The following is a 20529-nucleotide window of genomic DNA, read 5'->3' as shown; positions in this document are numbered from 1 at the left end:
CCCGGCCAAAGTGATTAGGATGGGCACCACCATCCTGAGGAGACGCTTACCATGAACCCGTCAGATCGGCAGGAACAGACCGACACCATACTCCGGCACTGCCTCGCACTGCTGGAGGGTAACACCACCCTGGCGACCCTCAACCAGACGACTCCTGATGAGCTTGAGCGCCTCTTTGAGCGCGCCTATCACGCCTGGAATCGGGGCGAGTGTGATGAGGCGACCGAGCTCTTCGCCTTTCTCGCCCTGCAACAACCTCTGGATCGCCGCTTTCCCTTTGCCTTCGCCTGCGCCCTCAAGGAGCAGGGAGAGTATCGCCATGCCCTGACGCTCTTCTCCCAGACCCTGGCGATGCAGGCCAATGATCCCTTCGCCCCTTTCCATATTGCCGAGTGCCTGCAGGCACTCGGTGAAACTGATGCGGCCCGCGATGCCCTCGATGCGGTCATCGCCCTCTGCTTCGGGCAGGCAGAGCAGGACCCGCGCTACGACGCGCTGCGCCAGCGGGCAGAAATCCAGCTGGCCAGCCTTAATCACTAACAGGAGCCAACGATGGAACACATTAGCCGTTCCCTATCCCTCTCCCATGTCGATCATAGCGACCGTCTCCCCCATGAGCCGGCCAATCGCCGCCTGTCGGCTGACGATATGGGTATCACCCTCAGCCATACCGGTCCGTCGGGTGACGAACTCAAGGCATCGACCCTGGAAGAAAAAGCCAAGGTTGCCGATAGCGCAGCCAAGCAGTGCGGGGTCGATATGGCCAAGCGCAGCTTTGTCGCCAAGGTGTTGACCCTGGTCGCCGCCAGCGCCGTATTGGTAGCCGCCGCCCTGGTGACCGGTCTCACCGGCGGCGCCGGCATCCCACTGCTGGCACTGGCCGGCGTCGGTTTTGCCATGGCGGTGGGCGATGTGGCCTGTGCCTACAAGGATTGGCAGAGCAAGAAGCAGGGGGGAGAAGGACTCGCCATGGGGGGAGATGTCCTGGGCAATGCCATCCACTGGCTGGGCAAACGCTGTGGCGCCTCGGACGAAAAAGCCAAGCAGATTGCCAATGTGACCTCTTTGCTGACCCGCGGAGCCCTGGCCGTCGGCACGGTCGCCATCGGTGGTTTCCTGCCTGTTGCCGCCCCGGCCGCCCTCGCCCATGCCATGCCAGCCATCACAGTAGGCAAGGTGGGCGTCGAGACGGTTGCGGGTCTGGTCAGTGCCGACGCAGCCCGAAAGGGAGCCCAGCAGCATGCCCAGGCCCTCACGGGGCGTGAGCTTGAGGGACAGAAAAAAGCCGTCGATCAACTGCAGCCCAAGCTGGATCAGGCACGCGCCCAGCGGGGTGAAGAGCTGCGGCAAAAATTCGGCCTGCAGGATCAGCTCGACCAGACCCAAAAAACCATCAAACAGCAAGACAAGGCGCTTGCAGAGACTCGGCAACAACTCCACCAGGTCAGCGATAACCTGGCAGTGAAAACCCAGGAGGCGGCCCAGTTTGCCCAGGAGGTCACCAGGCTGAAGGGGCTGTTGGAGCAGGCACTGAGAAACGGCCTGCCCAATCAGCAGGCCCCGCTGGAGCGGCGACACAGCTTTAGCTTTGCCTGATCCCGAGGCCGCGCCATGCGCGGCCTTTTTCTCGCCTCAATTCAGGTGTGCACCCGATACGAAAAGGGGCCCCTGCCTCCCATCATGATCCCATGAACAGAGACCTCACTCCCCCACAAGCCCTGCAGCGGCTGGCCAGGATGATAGCGAATCCCGTCTGGAGTCAGGGTAACCGGACTCTCACCGGCACCCTGCAAGGACGGCGCCTCAAGGGGCGCGACTTTGCCACCGGCCCCTGCATCGCCATGACGCTGACCTGGCCACCCGAGCAAGCCCGTCAGGCCTGCCTGCTGCTGGCGGCGACGCCAGAGGCGTGTGACGACGCCCTTTATATGGAGGAGGGGGTGCTATGGCTGCTACGGCGCTATCCGGCGATCTTGACCGAGGTGGAGCTGGCGCTGCTTTTGAAGCAACAACTGGCCATGGCGGCACTGCTGGTCCCCGCGGCCCGCACTTCGCCCCCACCACGCCCCTTCATCGGGAGGTTTGCATGAAACACAAGGCTCTACACCTGCTCTGGACCGGGCTCTTCTGCGCCCAGACCCTGGCCCAGCCGATCCCCTGGCGGGGTGCCCCCTACTTCGTCTCAAGCCAGAATACCCCGCTCGCCTCTGTGCTGCGGGATCTGGGGGCCAACTCCGGGCTGCCTGTGGTGGTTAGCCCGCGCATCACCGAGGCCTATGCCGGTGAGCTGCAAGACCAGCCCCGGGGCCGGGTATTAAGCGAGCTGGCCCGTCTCTACCAACTGCTCCCCTACTACGATGGCAACACCCTCTACGTCTACAAGGCTCAGGAGATGGAGCAGGCGGTGCTCTCGCCGGCCTACCTGAGCGGTGGCGCCATGGCGCGCCTGCTGCGCCACAGTGGCCTGCTCGACGGGGCCGCCTGCCAGGTTCGCCAGGTGGGCAGCTCCAACAGTCTGCAGGTCAACGGGGTGCCGGCCTGCCTGAACCAGGTCAATACCCTCGCCAAGCAGCTCGACGAGCAGGACCTTAATCAAGAGCAGAACAAGGAGACGGTGGCCGTCTTCCCCCTCAAATACGCCAGTGCCAGCGATACCAGCTACAGCTATCGCAATCAGAGTGTGGTGGTCCCCGGGGTGGTGTCGGTATTGCGGGAGATGGCCCAGGGGCGCTCCCTCCCCCTGCCCGACAACAAGAGCCCGGTCCCCACCGATGGCGGCGGCCTGCCCACCTTCTCGGCCGACCTGCGTCAAAACGCCGTGCTGGTGCGGGATCGCCAGCAGAACATGGGGCTCTACAAGAGCCTGATCCCCCAGCTTGACCAGCGCCCGACCCTGGTAGAGATCTCGGTGGCCATCATCGATGTGGATGCCGGCGACATCAACGAGCTGGGGATAGACTGGTCCGCCTCGGCCCGCATAGGTGGCGGTAGCGTCAGCTTCAACAACGGTGGCCTGAGCTCCGACAGCTTCTCCTCCCTCATCTCCAACTCGGGCAACTTCATGGTTCGTCTCTCCGCCCTGGAGCAGCAATCCAAGGCGCGCATCGTCTCGCGCCCCTCCGTGGTGACCCTGGACAATGTGCAGGCGGTGCTCGATCGCAGCATCACCTTCTATACCAAGCTCGAGAGCGAGAAGAACCCCAAGCTCGAGTCGGTCACCGCCGGCGCCCTGATGCGGGTCACCCCTCGCCTCATTCACGAGGCGAGCGGTAACAAGGTGCTGCTCACCCTCAACATCGAAGATGGTCGCCAGGGGGAACCTATCAGCCGCACCGAGTCGCTGCCCCAGATCCAGAATGCGGAGATCGCCACCCAGGCCACCCTCAATCTCGGTCAGGCCCTGCTGCTGGGTGGTTTCGTACAGGATGAGCACACCCAGGGGGTACGCAAGATCCCCCTGCTCGGTGATCTGCCGCTCATCGGCGCTCTGTTTCGCAGCACCACCCAGAAAGAGCACAGCGTGGTCCGTCTCTTTCTGATCAAGGCTGAACCCCGTCAGATGTGAGGTCGCCATGGAAACCAGCTTCAAACTCAAGCTGCTCAACGGCCCCCTGCAGGGCCAGGAGCTCCGCCTTCCCCCCGGCCCCTTTACCCTGGGTGCCGCAGAGAGCGACCTGCTGCTCCCTCTCGAGCGGGGCGAGCAGGCCAGGCTGGAGGTGACCCCGAGCGGCGTCGCCCTCTGCTCCGATACCCCCTGCTGGGTCGCGGGTCGCCGCCAGGGTGAGGGGGTGCTCCCGATCCACGCGGGGATCGACCTGGCCGGCGTCCACTTCGTGCTGGCCCACTCCGATGAGGAGCCCCCAGCGCCCCTTATCGCACGCCGCCGCGGCAAGCAGACCTTCCCCCTGTGGGCTCTGCTGGCCACCCTGGCGCTCTCGGCCGGGGCCGCTACCCTGCTGTGGCCCGCCCCACCGATAGCGACCCCCTCCCCCCGCGACTGGCTGCCCGCAGCGCTGGCCGCCGAGCCCGGCCTGCAGGGGAACTGGCAGGGCGACGGCTCCCTGGTATTGAGCGGCCGCTGCCGCGCCAGCCGCCCTCTGATGGCGCTCACCGCACGGCTGCAAGCGGCCGGCGTTCGCCTGCAACAGGAGGCCATCTGCGATGACGATCTGCAGCGCTCGGTCAAGGCCCTGCTGGCCAGCTACGGCTATCCGGATATGACGGTCACGCTTGACCCCCAGGGAGAGGCACAGATCGACGGGGCCTTTCAGGGGGATACCAGCGATCTGGCCCGGGCTCTGGATCAACTACCCGGGCTGCGCGGCTGGCAGCTATCGGATCACGGAGCCCAGGAGCTGGAGAGCCTCATCACGGCCCTGTCACAAGGCAGCCTGCTCGATGGCCTCAGCGCCCGACGCACCGAGCACGCCTGGCTGCTCTCGGGACAGCTTGACCCCGAGCAGCAGGTTCGGCTCGAGGCTCTGCTCGAGCGGCTCAACCAGGGCCGAACCGAACGCCCTCTGCGCTTTATCGGCGCAGCCGGCAGCGTGACCGAGCTCGACTACCTGCCCTCCCCCATGGCGGGGATCGGTGGCAACGCCAGCGCTCCCTATCTGCAGTTGACCAACGGCATGCGCCTGCTGCCCGGCACGCCGGTCAAGCAGGGGATGCGGGTGGTCGCCGTGGCGCCAGACGGCGTCTCTCTGGCCGGCCGCCAGCGCCTCGTTTTTCTTCCCTTGCACAGTTGAGAGGATTCCATGGATACCCTGACCCACCTCGAAGAGCGCCTCGCCCACGACCCCCAGGGGCTGCTCAGACACCGGTTGATCGACCAGCTTGAGGCCGGAGCTCACCAGCTGGCCCAGGCCCTGCGCCAACCCCAGCCCCCGGAAGAGTACGCCCGCCTCGAGCGTCAGCGCCAATCTTGCCTGGCGGCTCGCGCCGTGATCGAGACCCTCTGGCTGCGCGCCCAACACAGCGCTTCCCGGGGTCGATGATATGGGGTCAGCCGCGCCAATTCAGGTGATGACCTGATGGGGGGAATGCCCTGACGGCCCCATGATGAATCCAGGATCCCAGACAGGAGCACACCATGCCAACTCTGCACCTACTGCTCGTCCCCTCTTTGCAGAGCCGCAGCGCTCTCAAAGAGCCCGGCGTGTTGCTGACCACGGGCCCCGTGCCCGAAGAGGGACACCTTTTTAGCTACCGCGGTCAGCGGCTGCAACCCATCTGCCGGGAGCTGCAGCATCTGATGGAGGGCGGTTGCGATCACCCCTCCACTCAACCCGCCCTGCCAGTTCCGATGGAGCCCGCCCTGCTGCAGACCCTGATCCGGCTGGGTCAGGCCGATGACGAGGCGATGCTGCGCCTGGTGCTGGCCTATGCCCTGACGGTGGATCGCCGCCGCTGCTCAGCACTGCTGCGTCCTCTGGTCGCCGCCGATGCAGACCTCTTCGAGATGCTGCACCGCTATCGCCTGGAGCCCTGGCCGGTGGCCCGCTATGCGGATCTCTTCGGCCTCTCCCAGCGCAAATTCAACCAGCTGTTTCGGGAGAAGTTCGGCATGTCCGCCAAACAGTGGTTGCAACAGCAGCGACTGGAGCACGCAAGGGCGCTGCTCGAAACCACCCCCAAGAAGGTGATCGATGTGGCGCTGGAGTCGGGCTTTTGTAATGCCGCCCACTTCTCAGACAGCTTTCGGCGCCACTTCAGCCAGACCCCGAGCGAAGTACGGCGCGGTGATGCCAGCGAGTCGCTGGCCAGACAATCCTAAGGAGAGCCCATGAACATCGATGCCATCGTCGCCCAACTGGGCAGCCAGGTTTCGCGCACCGCCAACGATGCCCAGACCGCCATGGCGTCCAGCGACATCAACAACGATCCCCAGGCCATGTTGCGGTCCCAGTACGCCATGCAGCAGTACTCGGTCATGATCGGCTACGAGAGCTCGGTCATGAAGGCCGTCAAAGACATGATGATGGGCATCATCAGCAAAATAGGGTGACCCTATGAACTATCCCCTTCCCCGTCTCATCGTCGAAGCCGGCTTTGCCGCCGTCAACCACGGCCTGCGCGCCGAGTTGCACGACATCCTGGCCGCCCTGCCCGACTGGCTGGATGACCCCGCTCAACTGGCCCAATGCGAGGCCATCCTGCTCTTTGGTTTGGGCCGTCGCCGGGCCGCCAGCGCTCGTCTCGCCTGCCTGCCGGCCGAGGAGTGCCTGCCCCTGCGAGCCCTGCTCACCCCCCCGTCTGAGGAGAAAAGATCATGACCATCGATGCCATTCACGCCATCGCCCAGGCCCTGGCGCCGGTCACCCCGCTCGCCCAGCCCAACCCTGCCGAGGTCGACTTGCCTACCCAACAGCGCTTCGCCGCCCTGCTCAACAGCCCCCAGACCAGCGACTCGCCGAACGGGCTGATGGGGGCCCAGAGTGCCCTCACCGAATTGGCCGTCGGCGTCGACCTCACCGCCAAGGTAGCCGGCTCCCTCGGCCAGACCATCAACAAACTGGTGAACCTGTCATGAGAGCCGTGCTGCTGATGCTCTGCGTGCTGCCGCTGCTGGGAGGCTGCAAGAGCGAGCTCTATACCCGACTCGATGAGGCCGAGGCCAACCAGATGCTGGCCCTGCTCATCTACAACCGGATCCCGGCCGACAAGAGTGTCGAGAAGGAGGGGGTTACCCTGAGGGTGGATCAGGATCGCTTCGTGGATGCCGTCGAGGTGCTTCGGCAAAACGGCCTGCCGCGCCGACGTACCGTGACCATGCAGGATCTCTTCCCAAGCGGCCAGCTGGTCTCCTCTCCCGAGCAGGAGGAGGCCAAGCTCAACTACCTCAAGAGTCAGCAACTCGAGAAGATGCTGGGGAGCATGGACGGGGTCATCACCGCCGAGGTGTCGGTGGCCGAGCCCAGATCCCAGGAGGGTGAGCCCCCCGCCCCCTCCTCGGCCGCCGTCTTCATCAAATACAGCCCCGAGGTCAACCTGCCGGCGCGGGAGGCCGAGATCCGTGCCCTGATCCGCAATGGCATACCCGGCCTCACCCCGGATCGCATCAGCCTCACCCTGCAGCGGGCCGAATATCGCTATCAGCCCCCGGCCGCCCCCGAGCAGGCGTCCCATGGCCTCACCCTCTATGGGCAGACGCTCCCCTGGCAGGCCCTGGGGGCCGCCGCAGCCACCGCCCTGCTGGGGATGATGGCGACCCTGGCCATCTGGTGGCGTCGCCGGACCGGGAGGGCGGCATGAGCCCCTCCCTGCAAGCCTTCTACCGCCTGTGGCACTGCCCGGGTCAGGTGATGGATCCCGCCTGGTGGGCCCATACAGGGCTCGACAGGTGGCGCTTCACCTATGAGCGCTATCCCTTGACCCGACCGGATCTCGACCGCCTGCTGCGCCAGCAGCTGGCGCTGGAGGGCAAGCCCCCTGTGCTGACCCCCCTCGCCGACGAACTGCTGCAGGAAGGGCGCCGTGAGACCCTGTTGCTGGCCCTCGGTCTCTGGGCCATGCAGGGAGGGGCCCTGCTCTTGCTGCGCCCCTATCGGGAGAGCCTGGCCAAGCGCCTCGACGGCCTGAGTCTGGGTCAGTTGCAGGCACTGCTCCCCAGTGGCCCCCTGCCCGAGCTCGACCCCGAGGCGCTGCCAGAGACGGCCATGGGCCTGGGGGCAGCCTGGCTCGCCCACACTCAGGATCCGGCCCTGCGTGCCTGCCGGTTGCTCCTTGCCCCCGGCGGGCAACCGCCCCCCGGGGAGTGCCCGATCCCTGTGCTGCAAAAACTCGTGAGGTGGCTATGAACAATCCGCTGAATCTCGTCATCGGAACCCTGCCAGGGCCCTGCCCACGGGAGCGACTGACGCAGGATCTGCTGGCCGAGCGGGAACAGACCCGCCAGCGTCTGGACGAGATCCTGGCTCAGGGCCATGAGGCGGCGGCGGCCCTGCGCGCCGAGGGGGAAGTCTGCCTGGGCCAAGCCAGGGAAGAGGCGGCTCGCCTGCTCGACGCCGCCAGGAGTGAAGCCAAAGCGTTGGCCCTGGCGGCCCGGGCCAGTGCCGCCGAGGAGGCGGTGCAGTGGCTCTGTGGTGAGCAGGAGATGGAGCAGCTCATCGCCCGTGAAGTGAGCCAACGGTGGCGACACCTCACCGCCCAAGCCCTGGAGGAGTTGCTCGGGCAGCAGGATCAGAATGCGCTGCTGCTGCGCCGCATCGAGCGCCGTGTCACCGAGCTGCTACCCGGTGGCAGAGTCACCCTGCTGCTCCCCCCTGCCGCCATGGGGGCCGCCAGCGCGAGCTGGGGCGAGGTTAACGAGGTCACGCTCCAGGCCGATCCCGACTTAAGCGAGGGACAAGCCATCCTGGATAACGGACTGGTTCGCATCCATCTGGACAATCCGGTGCAACAGGCGAGCGTGCTCGCGCGCTTCATCGACGCCCCCGCCACCCGACAACAGGCCTGACGGCCCCATCGCAAGGAGCCCATATGCTCAACATCAATCTGATTGGTCGGGTCCCCACCGAGAGCCAGAGTCAGGCCCAGCCCCTGACACCCCATGAGAGCAATGCCCCCTCGGTACTCGCCCTGGCCCAGGCCGAGCTCTCGGAATTTCAAAGCGACGCCCTGGAGGAGACCCAGGAAGATCTCGGCTTTGCCCTGGGGGGACGCCTCAAGGATATGCGCCGCAGCAAGGAGGAAGAGGTGAGCGGGCGCAGCCGCGTGCTGATGCACAAGCTGGTCGCCGAGGTGGCCCTGGTCGAGCCAAGCGAGCTGGAAGATTTGCTCGATGACGGCGCCTGGCAGCAGTCACCCCAGCTCCTCGCGGCCCTTCAGGCCGAACATCCCGAGCCCGGTGCGGCGGCGCTGCAACTGGCACTCTGGCTCGCCCACGGCAAGCCCGACGGACGACTGCGCACTCGCATGGAGCAGGCGCTGACCTCCCTGATGGGAGAGGAGGAGACGACTCTCTCGCTGTTTGGTGCCCTCGAGTTCGGGGTCGTGACGCCCGGTCTGCGCCAGGAGCTGGTGCGCCTCTATCAAAGAGCCAGCGCCCCGCGCCAGAAACTCTCCCAGTGGCTGGGGCAACTGGGGGAGCGGCGGCAGCGGCAACGCAAGATCCGCACCCTGCTGCGTCTGATCGCCTATGAGCTCTCGGCCAGCGGTCAACCCATAGTCGGCAGCCATCTGGCCGCCGTGATCGGCGATCTCAGACAGCTGCTTCGCCTGCTCGGGCTGGAAGCCTACTGCGATCAGGCCGCCACGGCGCTCGGCATGCCCGCCATTAGCGGAGAGGAGCTGATGGCCATGGTGGTGCAGCTTGTCGAACAGATCTGGGTCAACGCCGATTCCCTCGAGGAGATGCTGCCCCCCCAGTCGCCGCTGGAGCACTATCGGCTGTTGCACGCCCTGGGCAAGCTGATCCAGCTGCTCCCCGACGAGTGCTTCGGAGACACAGAGCAGCGCAATCAGCTCGATGAGGCGATCAGGACCCTGCGCGATCGTTACGCCGAATAAGCAGCGCAGCCCAGAGGATCCCAAGAGGGGAGGTGGCAGACGAAAACGAAAAAGCCCAACCGATTACATCGGTTGGGCTATGTAGATGGCGGAGGAGGTGGGATTTGAACCCACGGATGGTCGCCCATCGACGGTTTTCAAGACCGTTGCATTAAGCCGCTCTGCCACCCCTCCGCAGCAGTGGCGTGAATACTAACCGTGGCGTTTCCCCTTGTAAATCCCTCAAGGTTTCGTTTGCCGATTAAATCGACAAAGTGGCGAACATGGTAGCAAAATGGTCCTTTTACCCTCCCCTCCCTTGACATCTCTGACCACTCTCCCACTATAGGGCGACCCAATCCTGCGATGACGAGTATCATGCGTATCAAATCCGTTCTGATCGGTGCCCTGGCTGGCGCCACCCTGATGGGCCTGCCACTGCAGGCTGCCGAGCTGACCAAGTCCGACGTGGAGCAGATCGTTCGTGACTACCTGCTGAAGAACCCGGAGATCCTAGTCGAGATGTCCAACGAGCTGCGTGCCAAGCAGGAGAGCATGCAGGCCGCCAATGACAAGGATCTCATCAAGGCCCACGCCAAGCAGCTCTACGACAACAAGGATCCCGAGATCGGTAACCCCAAGGGGAGCCTGACTATCGTCGAGTTCTTCGATTACAACTGCGGCTACTGCAAACGTGCTCATCCGCTGATCACCGAGCTGCTCAAGGAAGACAAGGACATTCGCTACATCTACAAGCAGTTCCCCATCCTGAGCGAGACCTCCCTCTATGCCGCTCGCGCCGCCCTGGCGGTGCAACTGACCCAGCCGGGCAAGTATCAGGCGTTCCACGACAAGCTGGTCGCCTTCCAGGGCCACCTCAGCGATCAAGCTCAGGTGGAGAAGCTGGCCAAAGAGGCCGGGGTAGACTGGAGCAAGGCCAAGGCCAAGCTCGAGGATCCCGCCATCAGCAAGAGCCTGGGCACCAACCGGACCCTGGCCGAGGCCTTGGGGATCAGCGGAACCCCCGCCTTTATCGTCGGCGATCAGGTGCTGCGCGGCGCCCCGCGCGATCTGGCCTCTCTCAAGGCCTTTATCAAGGATGTGCGCAGCGGCAAATCCTCCTGATGAGAGCGGGTCGGTCCTTGTTATCTCACTGTGCGATGACCGGCACCGATTAACCGGTCCCACGGCCACGCCATGGCCACCGGACAGAGACGGCGCAGGGTCCACCCTTGCGCCTTTTTTGTACCCGCTGGCGAGCCCTTGTGCGATCTCGCCTCAATTTGTCGCTAACCCTATGATGCAGCAGTGTTGCGGCGCTGGTATCAGGGTGGACAAACGGTTAGTCTAGCGGCGTTAATGCAATCCCCGTGAGGTACCGATGAAAACCATAGTGCGTTTCAGCCTGCTGGGCGCCTTGATGCTGGGTGGTCACGCCTTTGCTGACGAGCCGAAAAAATTTGATATCAGCATGTTCCCGGCGGCCGAGCCAAACCAGGAACGTGTGGTGATCCGCCTGCCGGAAGTGGAGAACGAGGCCGACATGATGGTCGAGCTCCAGGTGGGCAAGATGATGATGGTCGATTGCAACCTGCCCCGCTTCTCGGGCAACCTGGAGCAGCACAGTGTCAAGGGATGGGGCTATAACTACCTCTCCCTTGGCCAGGTCTCCGACCCCATCTCGACCCTGATGGCCTGCCCGGATCCCCAAAAGAAGGAGTCGTTCGTCCAGGTCTACGGCCAGGGCTACTTCCTGAACTACAACTCCAGGCTCCCCTTCGTCATCTACATTCCCCAAGAGTACGAGGTGCGCTATCGCCTGTGGCGGGCCGACAAGTCGGCGCAGCCGGCACTGGTCGAGTAATCCCCCCGCTATGAGTGAGGCCAGGCAAATGCCTGGCCTCACTGTTTCTGCTCGCCGGTTACGAGGCGCGGCAGCTGCGAAAGAGATCGAGCCCGGGTCGGTAGATCTTGGTGCTCACATCCATGACACCGAGCAGGGTGTCAAACAGGTTGTCCTGAGAGAAGCTCCCCTCCCTGGCCTCCCGGGTCAAACACCCCTGATCGATCCCCTTGCTCTGGGCAAACTCGGGCGAGAGCCACATCAGCATAGGAATATGGGTCTGCTCTTGCGGTGCCAGCGCATAGGGGGTGCCGTGCAGATAGAGCCCCTTCTCACCGAGGGACTCCCCGTGATCCGACAGATAGATGAGACCGACCCGATAGCGGGACTCGAGCCCCTTGAGCCGTTCGATCAACTGCCCCAGAAACCAGTCCGTGTAGCGGATGGTGTTGTCATAGGTATTGACCAGCGCCTCTGAAGAGCAGTTTTCGATGTCGCTGCGGGCGCAATCGGGGGTAAAGGCACGCTGCCCTTGTGGATAACGGCGGAAATAGGTAGGACCGTGACTCCCCATCAGATGGAAGGCGACCAGGCTGTTACCCTTCATCTTGTCGATCTGCCCCTCGAGACCGTCGAGCAATACCGCGTCGAGACAGGCCTCACCCCGGCACAACTCGGGATACTGTTTGGGATCACGCTCTATGGTGGGCACCCGGTCACACACCCCTTTGCAGCCCCCGTCGTTCTCTTTCCACAGCACAGAAACCCCGGCGCGCTGCAGTACGTCAAGTACGCCATCCTGACTGTAGGCAACCCGATCGTCATAGTGTTCACGAGTCAGGTTGGAGAACATGCAGGGCACAGAGACGGCGGTGGCGGTGCCGCAGGAAGAGACTTTGGCAAACGAGATGACGCCCTCCTTGCGGGTATAGGGATTGGTATCGCGACCATAGCCGTTGAGGGCATAGTTCTGGGCACGCGCCGTCTCACCCACCACCAGGAACAGCAGGGTCGGTTTCTCACCCGCGTTGGCCTGCAAGCGGGCGTCGCTGCCTATCTCCCGATAGGGCATGGGAGGCGTCAGGTAGCGATCCCGCACTATCTTCCAGGTGGCATGCACATAGCTGGAGGGGACGATCTGGTGAGTCAGCATCTTGTTGTTGCGCCCCACCGAGGCGTAGTCCTGGTAATAGAGTGCGGCAATACCCGCCACCACCACCACAGAGAGAGCCGCCCCCGCCAAACGCATGGCCGCACCGCGCCACCAGCCCTGCGGATATTCGATCCGGGTGAGCAGCAGCAGCAGGGCCGGCAACAGACCGGTCAGCAAGAACCAGAGGGTACTCGGCAGACTCAAATAGGAGCCAGCCTCCCCCGAGTTGGTCTCTATGATGTTGCGTACCATGGAGCTGTCAAACAGAACCCCGTACTTGAGCATGGCGAAGCTCGCCAGAGAGCCGGTCAACAGCATCAGGATAAAGAAGGGTTTTTGCACGAAACGCAGGGAGAACGGCAAGAAGACCAGGTTCAGGGCCGCGACCAGAAACAGCGGAATTGAGATTGCGAAGCCAACCTTGACATGCTCCAGACGCTGCAGGATATCGGCCATGTGCAAGAACACGGGCCAGTTGAGCACCAGAGCAAAGTAGAGCACCAGCAAGAGGTGCAGACGAAACATGGAAAGACGAAACGGCATGGAACTTCCCCATCAAAAAGGATGGAGTGAGGGTGCCGCAGCAAACTTAAGAAGACCTTAAGGGAGAAAAAAAGAGGGCCGCCCGCAGGCGGCCCCGAGACGCAAGAGGCTCAGACCCCGGCCTTGGCCAGGGCGGCGGAGACGATCTCCTGGGCCTCTTTCTGGATGAGATCCAGGTGCTCTTCACCCCGGAAGCTCTCCATGTAGATCTTGTAAATAGACTCGGTGCCGGAGGGGCGCGCCGCGAACCAGCCGTTCTCGGTCACCACCTTGAGACCACCGATGGCCGCCCCGTTGCCGGGGGCGGCGGTGAGCTTGGCCAGGATGGGTTCGCCGGCGAGGCTGGAGGCCTCGACCAGGCTCGGATCGAGCTTGGAGAGCACCGCCTTCTGGGCCGTGTTGGCCGGGGCGTCGATACGGCGATAGCTGGAGCGACCAAAGCGCGCCTCCAGGGCGTCGTAGTGCGCCTGGGGATCCTTGCCGGTGACCGCCAGGATCTCGGCGGCCAGCAGCGCCAGGATGAAGCCATCCTTGTCGGTGGTCCAGACGCGGCCGTCTTTGCGCAGGAAGGAGGCGCCGGCGCTCTCCTCACCCCCAAAGCCGAAGTCGCCACTGAAGAGACCATCGACGAACCACTTGAAGCCGACCGGCACCTCTTTGAGGGTACGGCCGATATCGGCGGCGACCCGATCGATCATGGACGAGGAGACCAGCGTCTTGCCCACGGCGGCGGCCTCTGGCCAGCCGGTACGGTGGGTGAAGAGATACTGGATCGCCACCGCCAGATAGTGGTTCGGGTTCATCAACCCGGCCTTGGTGACGATGCCGTGACGATCGTAGTCCGGGTCGTTACCCAGGGCGATGTCGAACTTGTCTTTGAGCGCAATCAGGCTTGCCATGGCATAGGGGCTGGAGCAATCCATGCGGATCTTGCCGTCCTTGTCCAGGGTCATGAAGGAGAAGGTGGGGTCGACCCGGTAGTTGACCACCTCGATATCGAGGTCATAGCGCTTGGCGATCACATCCCAATAGGCCACGCCGGAGCCACCGAGCGGATCGACGCCTATCTTGATGCCTGCCTTCCTGATGGCTTCCACATCGATGACCTGTTCGAGATCGTCCACATAGGGGGTCACATAATCGTGCTCAACCACGTTGGCCAGGGTCAGCGCCTGTGCAAACGGCACCCGCTTCACCTCCACCAGGCCCGCTTCGAGAATGGCATTGGCGCGAGCCTCGACCCAGGCCGTGATCTCCCCTTCGGCCGGACCGCCGTGGGGCGGGTTGTACTTGAAGCCACCATCGCGCGGCGGGTTGTGGGACGGGGTGATCACCACGCCATCGGCCTGCTCGGCGTGACCGGCACCGTTGTAGGCCAGGATGGCATGGGAGATGACCGGCGTCGGGGTGTAGCCGAGACCGGCCTGAATACGCACCTCGACGCCGTTGGCTGCCAGCACCTCGACGGCGCTCGCCAGCGCCGCCTCGGAGAGCGCGTGGGTATCCATGCCCACAAACAGGGGTCCACGGATGCCGGCCTGCTGGCGATACTCCACCAGCGCCTGGGTCACCGCCAGAATATGGGACTCGGTGAAGGCGCCGTCGAAGCTGCTGCCCCGATGACCTGAGGTCCCGAAGGCGACCCGCTGCTCGGGACGGCTCATATCCGGCTTGTTGAGGTAGTAGGCGCTGACCAGACGGGGAATGTTGGTCAGGTCTTCGGCGCGAGCCGGTTGACCGGCGTGAGAATGAAGGGCCATGTCGTCTTTCCTTGCTAACGATGAATCAGATGGCGGCACATACCCGGGTCGTCAGCTCTTCCTCATAACCCATGCTGCTCATCAGCTGGGCGATGATGTTCTGCTTGCGACTGGTGTTGGTGTTGGTGATCACCCAGAAGGGGGTACCGGGTACCGGCTTGGGTTTGGTGGTGCTGCCACTCGCGCGCAGGGCCTCGGGATCGCGGGAGAAGTACATCCGCTTGCGCCCCTTGATCTCGGCAGCCTGGGTGAAGGCCACCGGGTTCTCCCCGTAGAGGCTGGCCAGAATCAGCATGAAACGCTGGATGGAGCGCTCCTCCTGGGCCAACTCACCGCCCTCGAGCAGGGCGAGCAGACCGCTGGCCGAGGCGCTCGCCTGGGCCGGCTTTCTGGTCACCGCAGCCCCGGTCTCACCAGTGGCGACCGGCTGGGCGAGCAGGCGGCGCAGTATATCCGAGGCACTCTCACCGATATGGCGGGTCTGGCTGGCGATGTAGAGGTAGAGATCGTCATCAAGCTCGATGGTTTTCATAGGGTTGGCACTGGGCTCATGGGAAAACGGATGCGGCGATTATACATAGGCAGCCCCGCCAGCCCAAGGGAAGGGGCATGCGCGGCAATGGGCCAAGAATAAGGCATAATGGCGAGGCCGGTATGTGATCCTGTGCACCCTCTGGGGTATTTTGTTGGAACATTACCACATCAATTTACCTAAAAGTTGATCGAAACTGTTTTCTTTCAGCACATTACAACAATCATCGAATCAATGAACATGCGGCAGGAAGGTAATTTTGCTACTTAATTTCAAACGTCAGGGCACCGGTGAGCCGGTCATCCTGATCCACGGCCTGTTTGGCAGCCTCGACAACCTCGGCCTGCTGGCCCGTCCCTTGAGCGAGGGGTTCGATGTTATCAGCGTCGACGTGCGCAACCACGGCGCCTCTTTTCATCGAGAGAGCATGAGCTACCCGGAGATGGCCGACGACATCCTCGCCCTGATGGATGCGCTCGGGCTGGCTCAGGCCACCCTTATCGGCCACTCCATGGGGGGCAAGATCGCCATGCAGGTGGCCAAGCAGGCACCAGCACGAGTGAGCCGCCTGGTGGTGGTGGATATGGCGCCGGTCGCCTATCCCCATGCTCGCCACCAGCATGTCTTCGCCGGCCTGCAGGCGGTGATCGCCGCGGCGCCTGCCGGGCGCAGCGAGGCCGATGCCATCCTCGCCGCCCATGTGGAAGAGGCCGGGGTGCGCCAGTTTCTGCTCAAGTCGTTCGCCAAGGGGGAGCATGGCTGGGAGTGGCGCTTCAACGTGAACGCCATCATAGGGGCCTACGGGGATATCATGGGCTGGCCGGATCCCCTCTCCCGCTTCGACGGCCCCACCCTCTTTATCAAGGGGTCGGAGTCGGATTATCTGCTGCCCGCCCATCAGGCATCGGTCACGGCCCAGTTCCCGGCGGCCAGGGCCAGGGTGGTGAGTCCGGCGGGGCACTGGCTGCACGCGGAAAAACCCTCCCTGTTCAACCGCTTGGTTGTGGATTTCCTGTCGACAGGCGGTTAACAGTACGAAGGCCTTTATGCTATAGTGCGCCGGTCATAAGGAGTGTGCGCATCCCATGTTGAGTGAACATATTGATTTAATTGAAAGTCTCGGCCTAAAGATCTTCTTTCTGGCCGTATTTCTGTTGATCGGTCTCGCCATCCATGACGTGCTCAAACGGGGCAACGTGCCCAAGTTTGGCCGCTTTATCGTCTGGTTGGTACTGTTTCTGGGGTGCGCGGGTTTTGTCGCCAAGGGGCTGATCGAACTGAGCTGGGAAGGCGCAGGGATCGGCTAAAAAAGAAGTTGTATGGCCAAGCAGCAAGCTGATCGCACCACTCTGGATCTGTTCGCCAACGAAAAACGCCCGGGCCGGCCGAAAACCAACCCACTCCCCCGCGAGGCACAGCTCAAGATCAACAAGCGCAACCAGCTGAAGCGCGATCGCGAGAATGGGCTCAAGCGAGTCGAGTTGAAGGTGGAGGCCGACCTGCTGGAACGCCTGAACCAGCTGGCCGAGCGCCAGAATGTCAGCCGTGCCGAGCTGATCCAATCTATCCTGAAGCAGCAGATGGATACCCTCCTCCCCGAGGCGGCCGTCTGATGATTTCCAGAATCAACACCACAAACGGGTAACGAGACACCATGGCAAGTGTAGGTCTGTTTTTTGGCAGCGATACCGGTAATACCGAAGCTGTCGCCAAGATGATCCAGAAAGAGCTGGGCAAGCAGTTGATCGAGGTCCACGACATCGCCAAGAGCAGCAAGGCAGATATCGAGAACTTCGATCTGCTGATCTTTGGCATCCCGACCTGGTACTACGGCGAATCCCAGGCCGACTGGGACGACTTCTTCCCCGAGCTCGAAGAGATCGACTTCAACAACAAGCTGGTGGCCATCTTCGGTTGTGGCGATCAGGAGGACTACGCCGAGTACTTCCTCGACGCCATGGGAACCCTGCGTGACGTGGTTGAAACACGCGGCGCCGTTATCATCGGTCACTGGCCAACCGCAGGTTACGAGTTCGAGGCCTCCAAGGCGCTGGTCGACGACAAGCACTTCGTGGGTCTGGGCATCGACGAGGATCGCCAGCCCGAACTGACCGCCGAGCGCGTTCAGAAGTGGTGCAAGCAACTGCACGAAGAGATGTGCCTCTCCGAGCTGGAATAAGCCAAAAGCCCTGCAAGTGCAGGGCTTTTTGTTTGCGTCCAGTCACGGTTCAGGCTTGTTTGATACCCTCCGGATTGACCCCTTCCCCCCGAGTCTGCATAAGATAGACGCCAAACCGATTCGCTGGATACCAAGATGAAGATCCTTCTCGTTGAAGATGACAAGCTGCTCAACCACCACCTCACCACTGTGCTGGGGGAGGCAGGTAATCAGATCTACAACGCCCACGACGGTGAACTGGCGCTCCACTTTGCGGACAATTATCCCATCGATGTGGGCATCGTCGATCTCGGCCTGCCCGGCATGGATGGCTTGACCCTGATCCGCCGCCTGCGCGAACAGCAGATCCCCTTCCCCATCATCATTCTCACCGCCCGGGGAAACTGGCAGGACAAGGTGGAAGGGCTCGAGGCGGGGGCCGACGACTATCTGGTCAAGCCGTTTCAAAAAGATGAGCTGCTGGCCCGACTCAATGCCCTGGTGCGCCGCAGCGCCGGCTTTATCTCCCCGCGGGTGTGCGCCGGCGACTATGAGCTGGATCTGTCACGCAAGGAGCTGAAAGTCGCGGGCGAGGTGGTGACCCTCACCAGCTTCGAGTACCTGATCCTCGAATACCTGATGCGCAACGCCCGCCAGGTGGTCTCCAAGCAACAGCTTCTGGACCAGCTCTACGGGGATGGCGAGGGGGATCCCAACACCATAGAGGTGATGGTGAGCCGCCTGCGCAAGAAGCTCGACCCCAGTGGCGATATCCAGCCCATCTCGACCATTCGGCGCCAGGGCTATATCTTTAACCTCTCATGCAACTGATCCGCCGCTCCCTGCATCTCAAGTTACTCTTAAGCTCCATGGTGGTGATAGGTCTCATCACCGCCGTGGCCGTCTACGCCCTCTATCGCACCTATTCGGAAGAGCTGACCCAGGAGTACAGCACCCGGATGAACCAGAACCTCTCCCGGCTGCTCTCGGCGAGCGGGCTCAAGGAGAAGGGCAATGATCCCAATGCCATCCTGATCAACCGGGAGGCTATCGATCCCTCCCTCGATACCCTGATCTGCCGTGCCGATGGCCAGATGAGTTGGTCCAATCTCTATATGCCCGAGGTGCTGGCCGTCAAAGAGAAGATCTGTGACGATCTCACCCGTTACCTGGGCAAGGAGGACAAGGACTACCTGTTTCGCTATCTGGCGCTGACCAAGGGGAACTACTTCATCTACAGCATGCGCTTCTCCCGCAGTGAGCAGGGGCTGCCGGTCACCTACTATGTGGTGATGATCGACACGGCCAAACGCTATCTGGAGGCAACCCGCGCCTACCTCGGCAAGCGGATCCGCCAGGCAGTGGCCGGCTACCTGCTGCTGTTTGGCCTGCTGCTGCTCACCACCCGCTGGACTCTCGGCTCCCTCTACACCCTGCGCCAGGAGATAGACGAGATCAGGGAGAGCAAGCGTGAGGCCCTCTCGAGCGGATATGAGCGTGAGCTGCTGCCGCTGACCGAATCGGTCAACCAGCTGCTGGAGAACGAACGCCAGCAGACCCTGCGCTATCAGCACGCCCTGAACGATCTCGCCCACAGCCTCAAGACCCGCCTCGCCCTCATCCAGATCACGGCGCAGGATGCGGGGATTGGACGTGAGGCCAACGACAGTCTCAACGACCAGATCCTCACCATGGATCAGATCATCCAGTATCAGCTGCGGCGCGCCGTGACCGGTCGCCAGGGTCTCTCCAAACGCGGTACCGAGCCTGTGCCCCTCATCGAGAAGCTGCTCGCCAGTCTGGCCAAGGTCTATCGCCACAAAAAGCTGCAGACCCGTTTTTACTTCGACGACGATGCCCTCTTCTCCGGGGATCAGGGCGATCTGATGGAGCTGATGGGCAACCTGCTCGACAACGCCTGCAAGTTCGCCATCTCCCAGGTGCAGGTGACCCTGCGCTACAAGGAGAAGCGCCTGCTGATCCTTATCGAGGATGACGGCCCCGGCATCGAGCCGGGCAAGTGCGAGCAGATCTTCCAGCGCGGGGTACGCGCCGACAGCTCGGGGGGACAAGGGATAGGTCTCGCCGTCGCGGCCGAGATAGTCGACTCCTACGGCGGCACCATCAGAGTGGACGAATCCCCTCTCGGCGGTGCCCGCTTTACCCTCACGCTCCCCTAACGGCGCGTCACCAGCCACTCCCCCTTTCCCACCGGCACCAGGCTGGTGGCGAATCGGGGGTTGGCCTCAACCTCTTCCCGCCAGTCGGCCAGCTCATGAGCGTGGGAGAGCGCGTTATCGACCACCAGCAGACCCCGCGGGGCAAGCAGGCGTTGCAACTGCGGCCACCAGCCCTGATAACGGCTGCGGTCGGCGTCGAGAAACAGCAGGTCTATGCTCCCCGGGGCCAGCTTCTCCAGCGTCGCCTCAGCATCGCCCCCCACCAGCTCAATCCAGGGCAAGAGCCCGGCCCGCTCGACGTTGGCGAGCGCCAGCATGCGCTTGCTCTCCTGTAGCTCCAGGGTCATCACCTTGCCGCCCGCATCACGCACCGCCTCGGCCAGCCAGAGGGTCGAATAGCCATTCGAAGTACCCACCTCAAGCACCCTCTTGGCACCGGTAGCGCGTACCAGTACCCCCAGAAATTCCCCCGTGTCCCGGGTGATGTTGAGCATTCGCTGGCCATGATGGGCCGTCTCGGCGTCGTGGCGTTCACCAAAGAGCTCCAGCTCTCGCTTGAGGGCTTCAAGAGTCATGGATTGGCCTCCAGATCGATGTGGCCACTGACGCGTCCGGTCTGGCTTATCACCTTCAGATTGGGCAAGGCGGCGAGCAGCGCGCCGTCGAGCCGGGTGCGTTCGCGGATCAGGATCAACGCATCAAAGGGCAAGAGCCGCTCGATCAGGGTCTGTCGATCCGGTGCCGGACGGGTAAAACGTGTCAACCGGTGGGGCTCGGGCAACCCCATGGTCTGACTGCTGAGCTGGTAGTCATCGAGAATGGCAATTCGCATTTGGCCTCCCTGCCGTATTCATTAGAGTACGACAGGGTG

The 20529-nt window shown here is 63.0% G+C and carries 27 protein-coding genes and 1 tRNA gene; 22 read left to right on the top strand and 6 right to left on the bottom strand.

Going from position 1 to position 20529, the window contains the following annotated elements; all coding sequences use genetic code 11:
- The first annotated feature begins 51 nt into the window (after window positions 1–51).
- From BN1133_RS13825 to BN1133_RS13760, 14 genes are all read left to right on the top strand, one after another.
- A complete protein-coding gene (locus BN1133_RS13825; RefSeq protein ID WP_050667087.1) occupies window positions 52–540 on the top strand; it encodes a SycD/LcrH family type III secretion system chaperone in 489 nt (162 codons plus the stop codon).
- Window positions 541–552: 12 nt separating this feature from the next.
- The gene (locus BN1133_RS13820; protein ID WP_231686274.1) at window positions 553–1596 is read left to right on the top strand and encodes a hypothetical protein; all 1044 of its coding nucleotides are present in this window, start codon (window positions 553–555) and stop codon (window positions 1594–1596) included.
- 92 nt (window positions 1597–1688) lie between these two features.
- On the top strand, window positions 1689–2090 hold the full coding sequence (locus BN1133_RS13815; protein ID WP_021229297.1) for a hypothetical protein: 402 nt from the start codon (window positions 1689–1691) through the stop codon (window positions 2088–2090).
- Entirely contained in the window at window positions 2087–3565 is a 1479-nt protein-coding gene (locus tag BN1133_RS13810) for an EscC/YscC/HrcC family type III secretion system outer membrane ring protein (RefSeq protein WP_019840887.1), read from the top strand. The genes BN1133_RS13815 and BN1133_RS13810 overlap by 4 nt, the downstream gene beginning before the upstream one ends.
- 7 nt (window positions 3566–3572) lie before the next feature.
- Window positions 3573–4748: a type III secretion system inner membrane ring subunit SctD gene (sctD, locus tag BN1133_RS13805; protein WP_050667086.1), complete on the top strand. Its 1176-nt coding sequence runs from the start codon at window positions 3573–3575 to the stop codon at window positions 4746–4748.
- Between the two features lie 9 nt (window positions 4749–4757).
- The gene (locus BN1133_RS13800) at window positions 4758–4997 is read left to right on the top strand and encodes an EscE/YscE/SsaE family type III secretion system needle protein co-chaperone (RefSeq protein WP_021229299.1); all 240 of its coding nucleotides are present in this window, start codon (window positions 4758–4760) and stop codon (window positions 4995–4997) included.
- 95 nt (window positions 4998–5092) lie between these two features.
- On the top strand, window positions 5093–5776 hold the full coding sequence (locus BN1133_RS13795; RefSeq protein ID WP_050667085.1) for a helix-turn-helix domain-containing protein: 684 nt from the start codon (window positions 5093–5095) through the stop codon (window positions 5774–5776).
- Between the two features lie 9 nt (window positions 5777–5785).
- On the top strand, window positions 5786–6007 hold the full coding sequence (sctF, locus tag BN1133_RS13790) for a type III secretion system needle filament subunit SctF (protein WP_005356746.1): 222 nt from the start codon (window positions 5786–5788) through the stop codon (window positions 6005–6007).
- A 4-nt stretch (window positions 6008–6011) separates the two neighbouring features.
- Entirely contained in the window at window positions 6012–6275 is a 264-nt protein-coding gene (locus BN1133_RS13785) for an EscG/YscG/SsaH family type III secretion system needle protein co-chaperone (RefSeq protein ID WP_019840890.1), read from the top strand.
- A complete protein-coding gene (gene sctI / locus BN1133_RS13780) occupies window positions 6272–6532 on the top strand; it encodes a type III secretion system inner rod subunit SctI (protein WP_019840891.1) in 261 nt (86 codons plus the stop codon). Before BN1133_RS13785 ends, sctI begins: the two co-directional genes overlap by 4 nt.
- On the top strand, window positions 6529–7254 hold the full coding sequence (gene sctJ, locus BN1133_RS13775) for a type III secretion system inner membrane ring lipoprotein SctJ (RefSeq protein ID WP_050667084.1): 726 nt from the start codon (window positions 6529–6531) through the stop codon (window positions 7252–7254). Before sctI ends, sctJ begins: the two co-directional genes overlap by 4 nt.
- Window positions 7251–7799: a type III secretion system domain-containing protein gene (locus tag BN1133_RS13770; RefSeq protein WP_021229302.1), complete on the top strand. Its 549-nt coding sequence runs from the start codon at window positions 7251–7253 to the stop codon at window positions 7797–7799. The genes sctJ and BN1133_RS13770 overlap by 4 nt, the downstream gene beginning before the upstream one ends.
- Entirely contained in the window at window positions 7796–8458 is a 663-nt protein-coding gene (locus BN1133_RS13765; RefSeq protein WP_050667083.1) for a protein EsaK, read from the top strand. The genes BN1133_RS13770 and BN1133_RS13765 overlap by 4 nt, the downstream gene beginning before the upstream one ends.
- A gap of 23 nt (window positions 8459–8481) precedes the next feature.
- On the top strand, window positions 8482–9510 hold the full coding sequence (locus BN1133_RS13760; protein ID WP_050667082.1) for a TyeA family type III secretion system gatekeeper subunit: 1029 nt from the start codon (window positions 8482–8484) through the stop codon (window positions 9508–9510).
- Between the two features lie 86 nt (window positions 9511–9596).
- Here BN1133_RS13760 and BN1133_RS13755 read toward each other — a convergent pair.
- Window positions 9597–9684 (bottom strand) — tRNA-Ser (locus tag BN1133_RS13755).
- Window positions 9685–9867: 183 nt separating this feature from the next.
- On the opposite strand from BN1133_RS13755, the gene BN1133_RS13750 reads away from it, so the two are divergent.
- Window positions 9868–10614 carry a DsbA family protein gene (locus BN1133_RS13750; protein WP_050667081.1) on the top strand — a complete coding sequence of 249 codons (747 nt, stop codon included), beginning with the start codon at window positions 9868–9870 and terminating at the stop codon, window positions 10612–10614.
- Window positions 10615–10870: 256 nt separating this feature from the next.
- On the top strand, window positions 10871–11353 hold the full coding sequence (eco, locus tag BN1133_RS13745) for a serine protease inhibitor ecotin (RefSeq protein WP_050667080.1): 483 nt from the start codon (window positions 10871–10873) through the stop codon (window positions 11351–11353).
- A 58-nt stretch (window positions 11354–11411) separates the two neighbouring features.
- Here the strand turns inward: eco and BN1133_RS13740 are convergent, their stop codons facing one another.
- The 3 genes from BN1133_RS13740 to seqA all read right to left on the bottom strand — a co-directional run bounded on the left by BN1133_RS13740 (window position 11412) and on the right by seqA (window position 15320).
- Window positions 11412–13028 (bottom strand): phosphoethanolamine transferase, encoded by a 1617-nt coding sequence (locus tag BN1133_RS13740; protein WP_050667079.1) that lies wholly within the window; start codon window positions 13026–13028, stop codon window positions 11412–11414.
- Window positions 13029–13138: 110 nt separating this feature from the next.
- Window positions 13139–14788: a phosphoglucomutase (alpha-D-glucose-1,6-bisphosphate-dependent) gene (gene pgm / locus BN1133_RS13735; protein WP_050667078.1), complete on the bottom strand. Its 1650-nt coding sequence runs from the start codon at window positions 14786–14788 to the stop codon at window positions 13139–13141.
- A gap of 25 nt (window positions 14789–14813) precedes the next feature.
- Window positions 14814–15320, bottom strand: coding sequence for a replication initiation negative regulator SeqA (gene seqA, locus BN1133_RS13730; protein WP_050667077.1), 507 nt, complete (start codon window positions 15318–15320; stop codon window positions 14814–14816).
- Window positions 15321–15579: 259 nt separating this feature from the next.
- Here seqA and BN1133_RS13725 point away from each other — a divergent pair, with 259 nt between their 5' ends.
- From BN1133_RS13725 to BN1133_RS13700, 6 genes are all read left to right on the top strand, one after another.
- Entirely contained in the window at window positions 15580–16350 is a 771-nt protein-coding gene (locus tag BN1133_RS13725) for an alpha/beta fold hydrolase (RefSeq protein WP_050667076.1), read from the top strand.
- 55 nt (window positions 16351–16405) lie between these two features.
- A complete protein-coding gene (locus BN1133_RS13720) occupies window positions 16406–16627 on the top strand; it encodes a DUF2788 domain-containing protein (RefSeq protein WP_005347875.1) in 222 nt (73 codons plus the stop codon).
- Window positions 16628–16639: 12 nt separating this feature from the next.
- A complete protein-coding gene (gene ybfE, locus BN1133_RS13715) occupies window positions 16640–16933 on the top strand; it encodes a LexA regulated protein (RefSeq protein ID WP_050667075.1) in 294 nt (97 codons plus the stop codon).
- A 41-nt stretch (window positions 16934–16974) separates the two neighbouring features.
- The gene (gene fldA, locus BN1133_RS13710; protein WP_050667074.1) at window positions 16975–17499 is read left to right on the top strand and encodes a flavodoxin FldA; all 525 of its coding nucleotides are present in this window, start codon (window positions 16975–16977) and stop codon (window positions 17497–17499) included.
- A gap of 135 nt (window positions 17500–17634) precedes the next feature.
- Window positions 17635–18309, top strand: coding sequence for a response regulator (locus BN1133_RS13705; protein WP_050667073.1), 675 nt, complete (start codon window positions 17635–17637; stop codon window positions 18307–18309).
- Window positions 18300–19658 carry an ATP-binding protein gene (locus BN1133_RS13700; RefSeq protein WP_050667072.1) on the top strand — a complete coding sequence of 453 codons (1359 nt, stop codon included), beginning with the start codon at window positions 18300–18302 and terminating at the stop codon, window positions 19656–19658. The genes BN1133_RS13705 and BN1133_RS13700 overlap by 10 nt, the downstream gene beginning before the upstream one ends.
- Here the strand turns inward: BN1133_RS13700 and BN1133_RS13695 are convergent.
- Together BN1133_RS13695 and BN1133_RS13690 are read right to left on the bottom strand one after the other, a co-directional pair.
- Window positions 19655–20233, bottom strand: coding sequence for an O-methyltransferase (locus tag BN1133_RS13695; RefSeq protein WP_050667071.1), 579 nt, complete (start codon window positions 20231–20233; stop codon window positions 19655–19657). The two genes, BN1133_RS13700 and BN1133_RS13695, sit on opposite strands and share 4 nt — an antisense overlap.
- Window positions 20230–20490 carry a Rossmann-fold NAD(P)-binding domain-containing protein gene (locus BN1133_RS13690; protein ID WP_050667070.1) on the bottom strand — a complete coding sequence of 87 codons (261 nt, stop codon included), beginning with the start codon at window positions 20488–20490 and terminating at the stop codon, window positions 20230–20232. Before BN1133_RS13690 ends, BN1133_RS13695 begins: the two co-directional genes overlap by 4 nt.
- Window positions 20491–20529 lie beyond the last annotated feature (39 nt).

Origin of the sequence: Aeromonas schubertii, from assembly GCF_000820105.1 — a bacterium.
Lineage (GTDB): Bacteria > Pseudomonadota > Gammaproteobacteria > Enterobacterales > Aeromonadaceae > Aeromonas > Aeromonas schubertii.
This window is presented reverse-complemented; position numbering and strand designations above follow the sequence as displayed.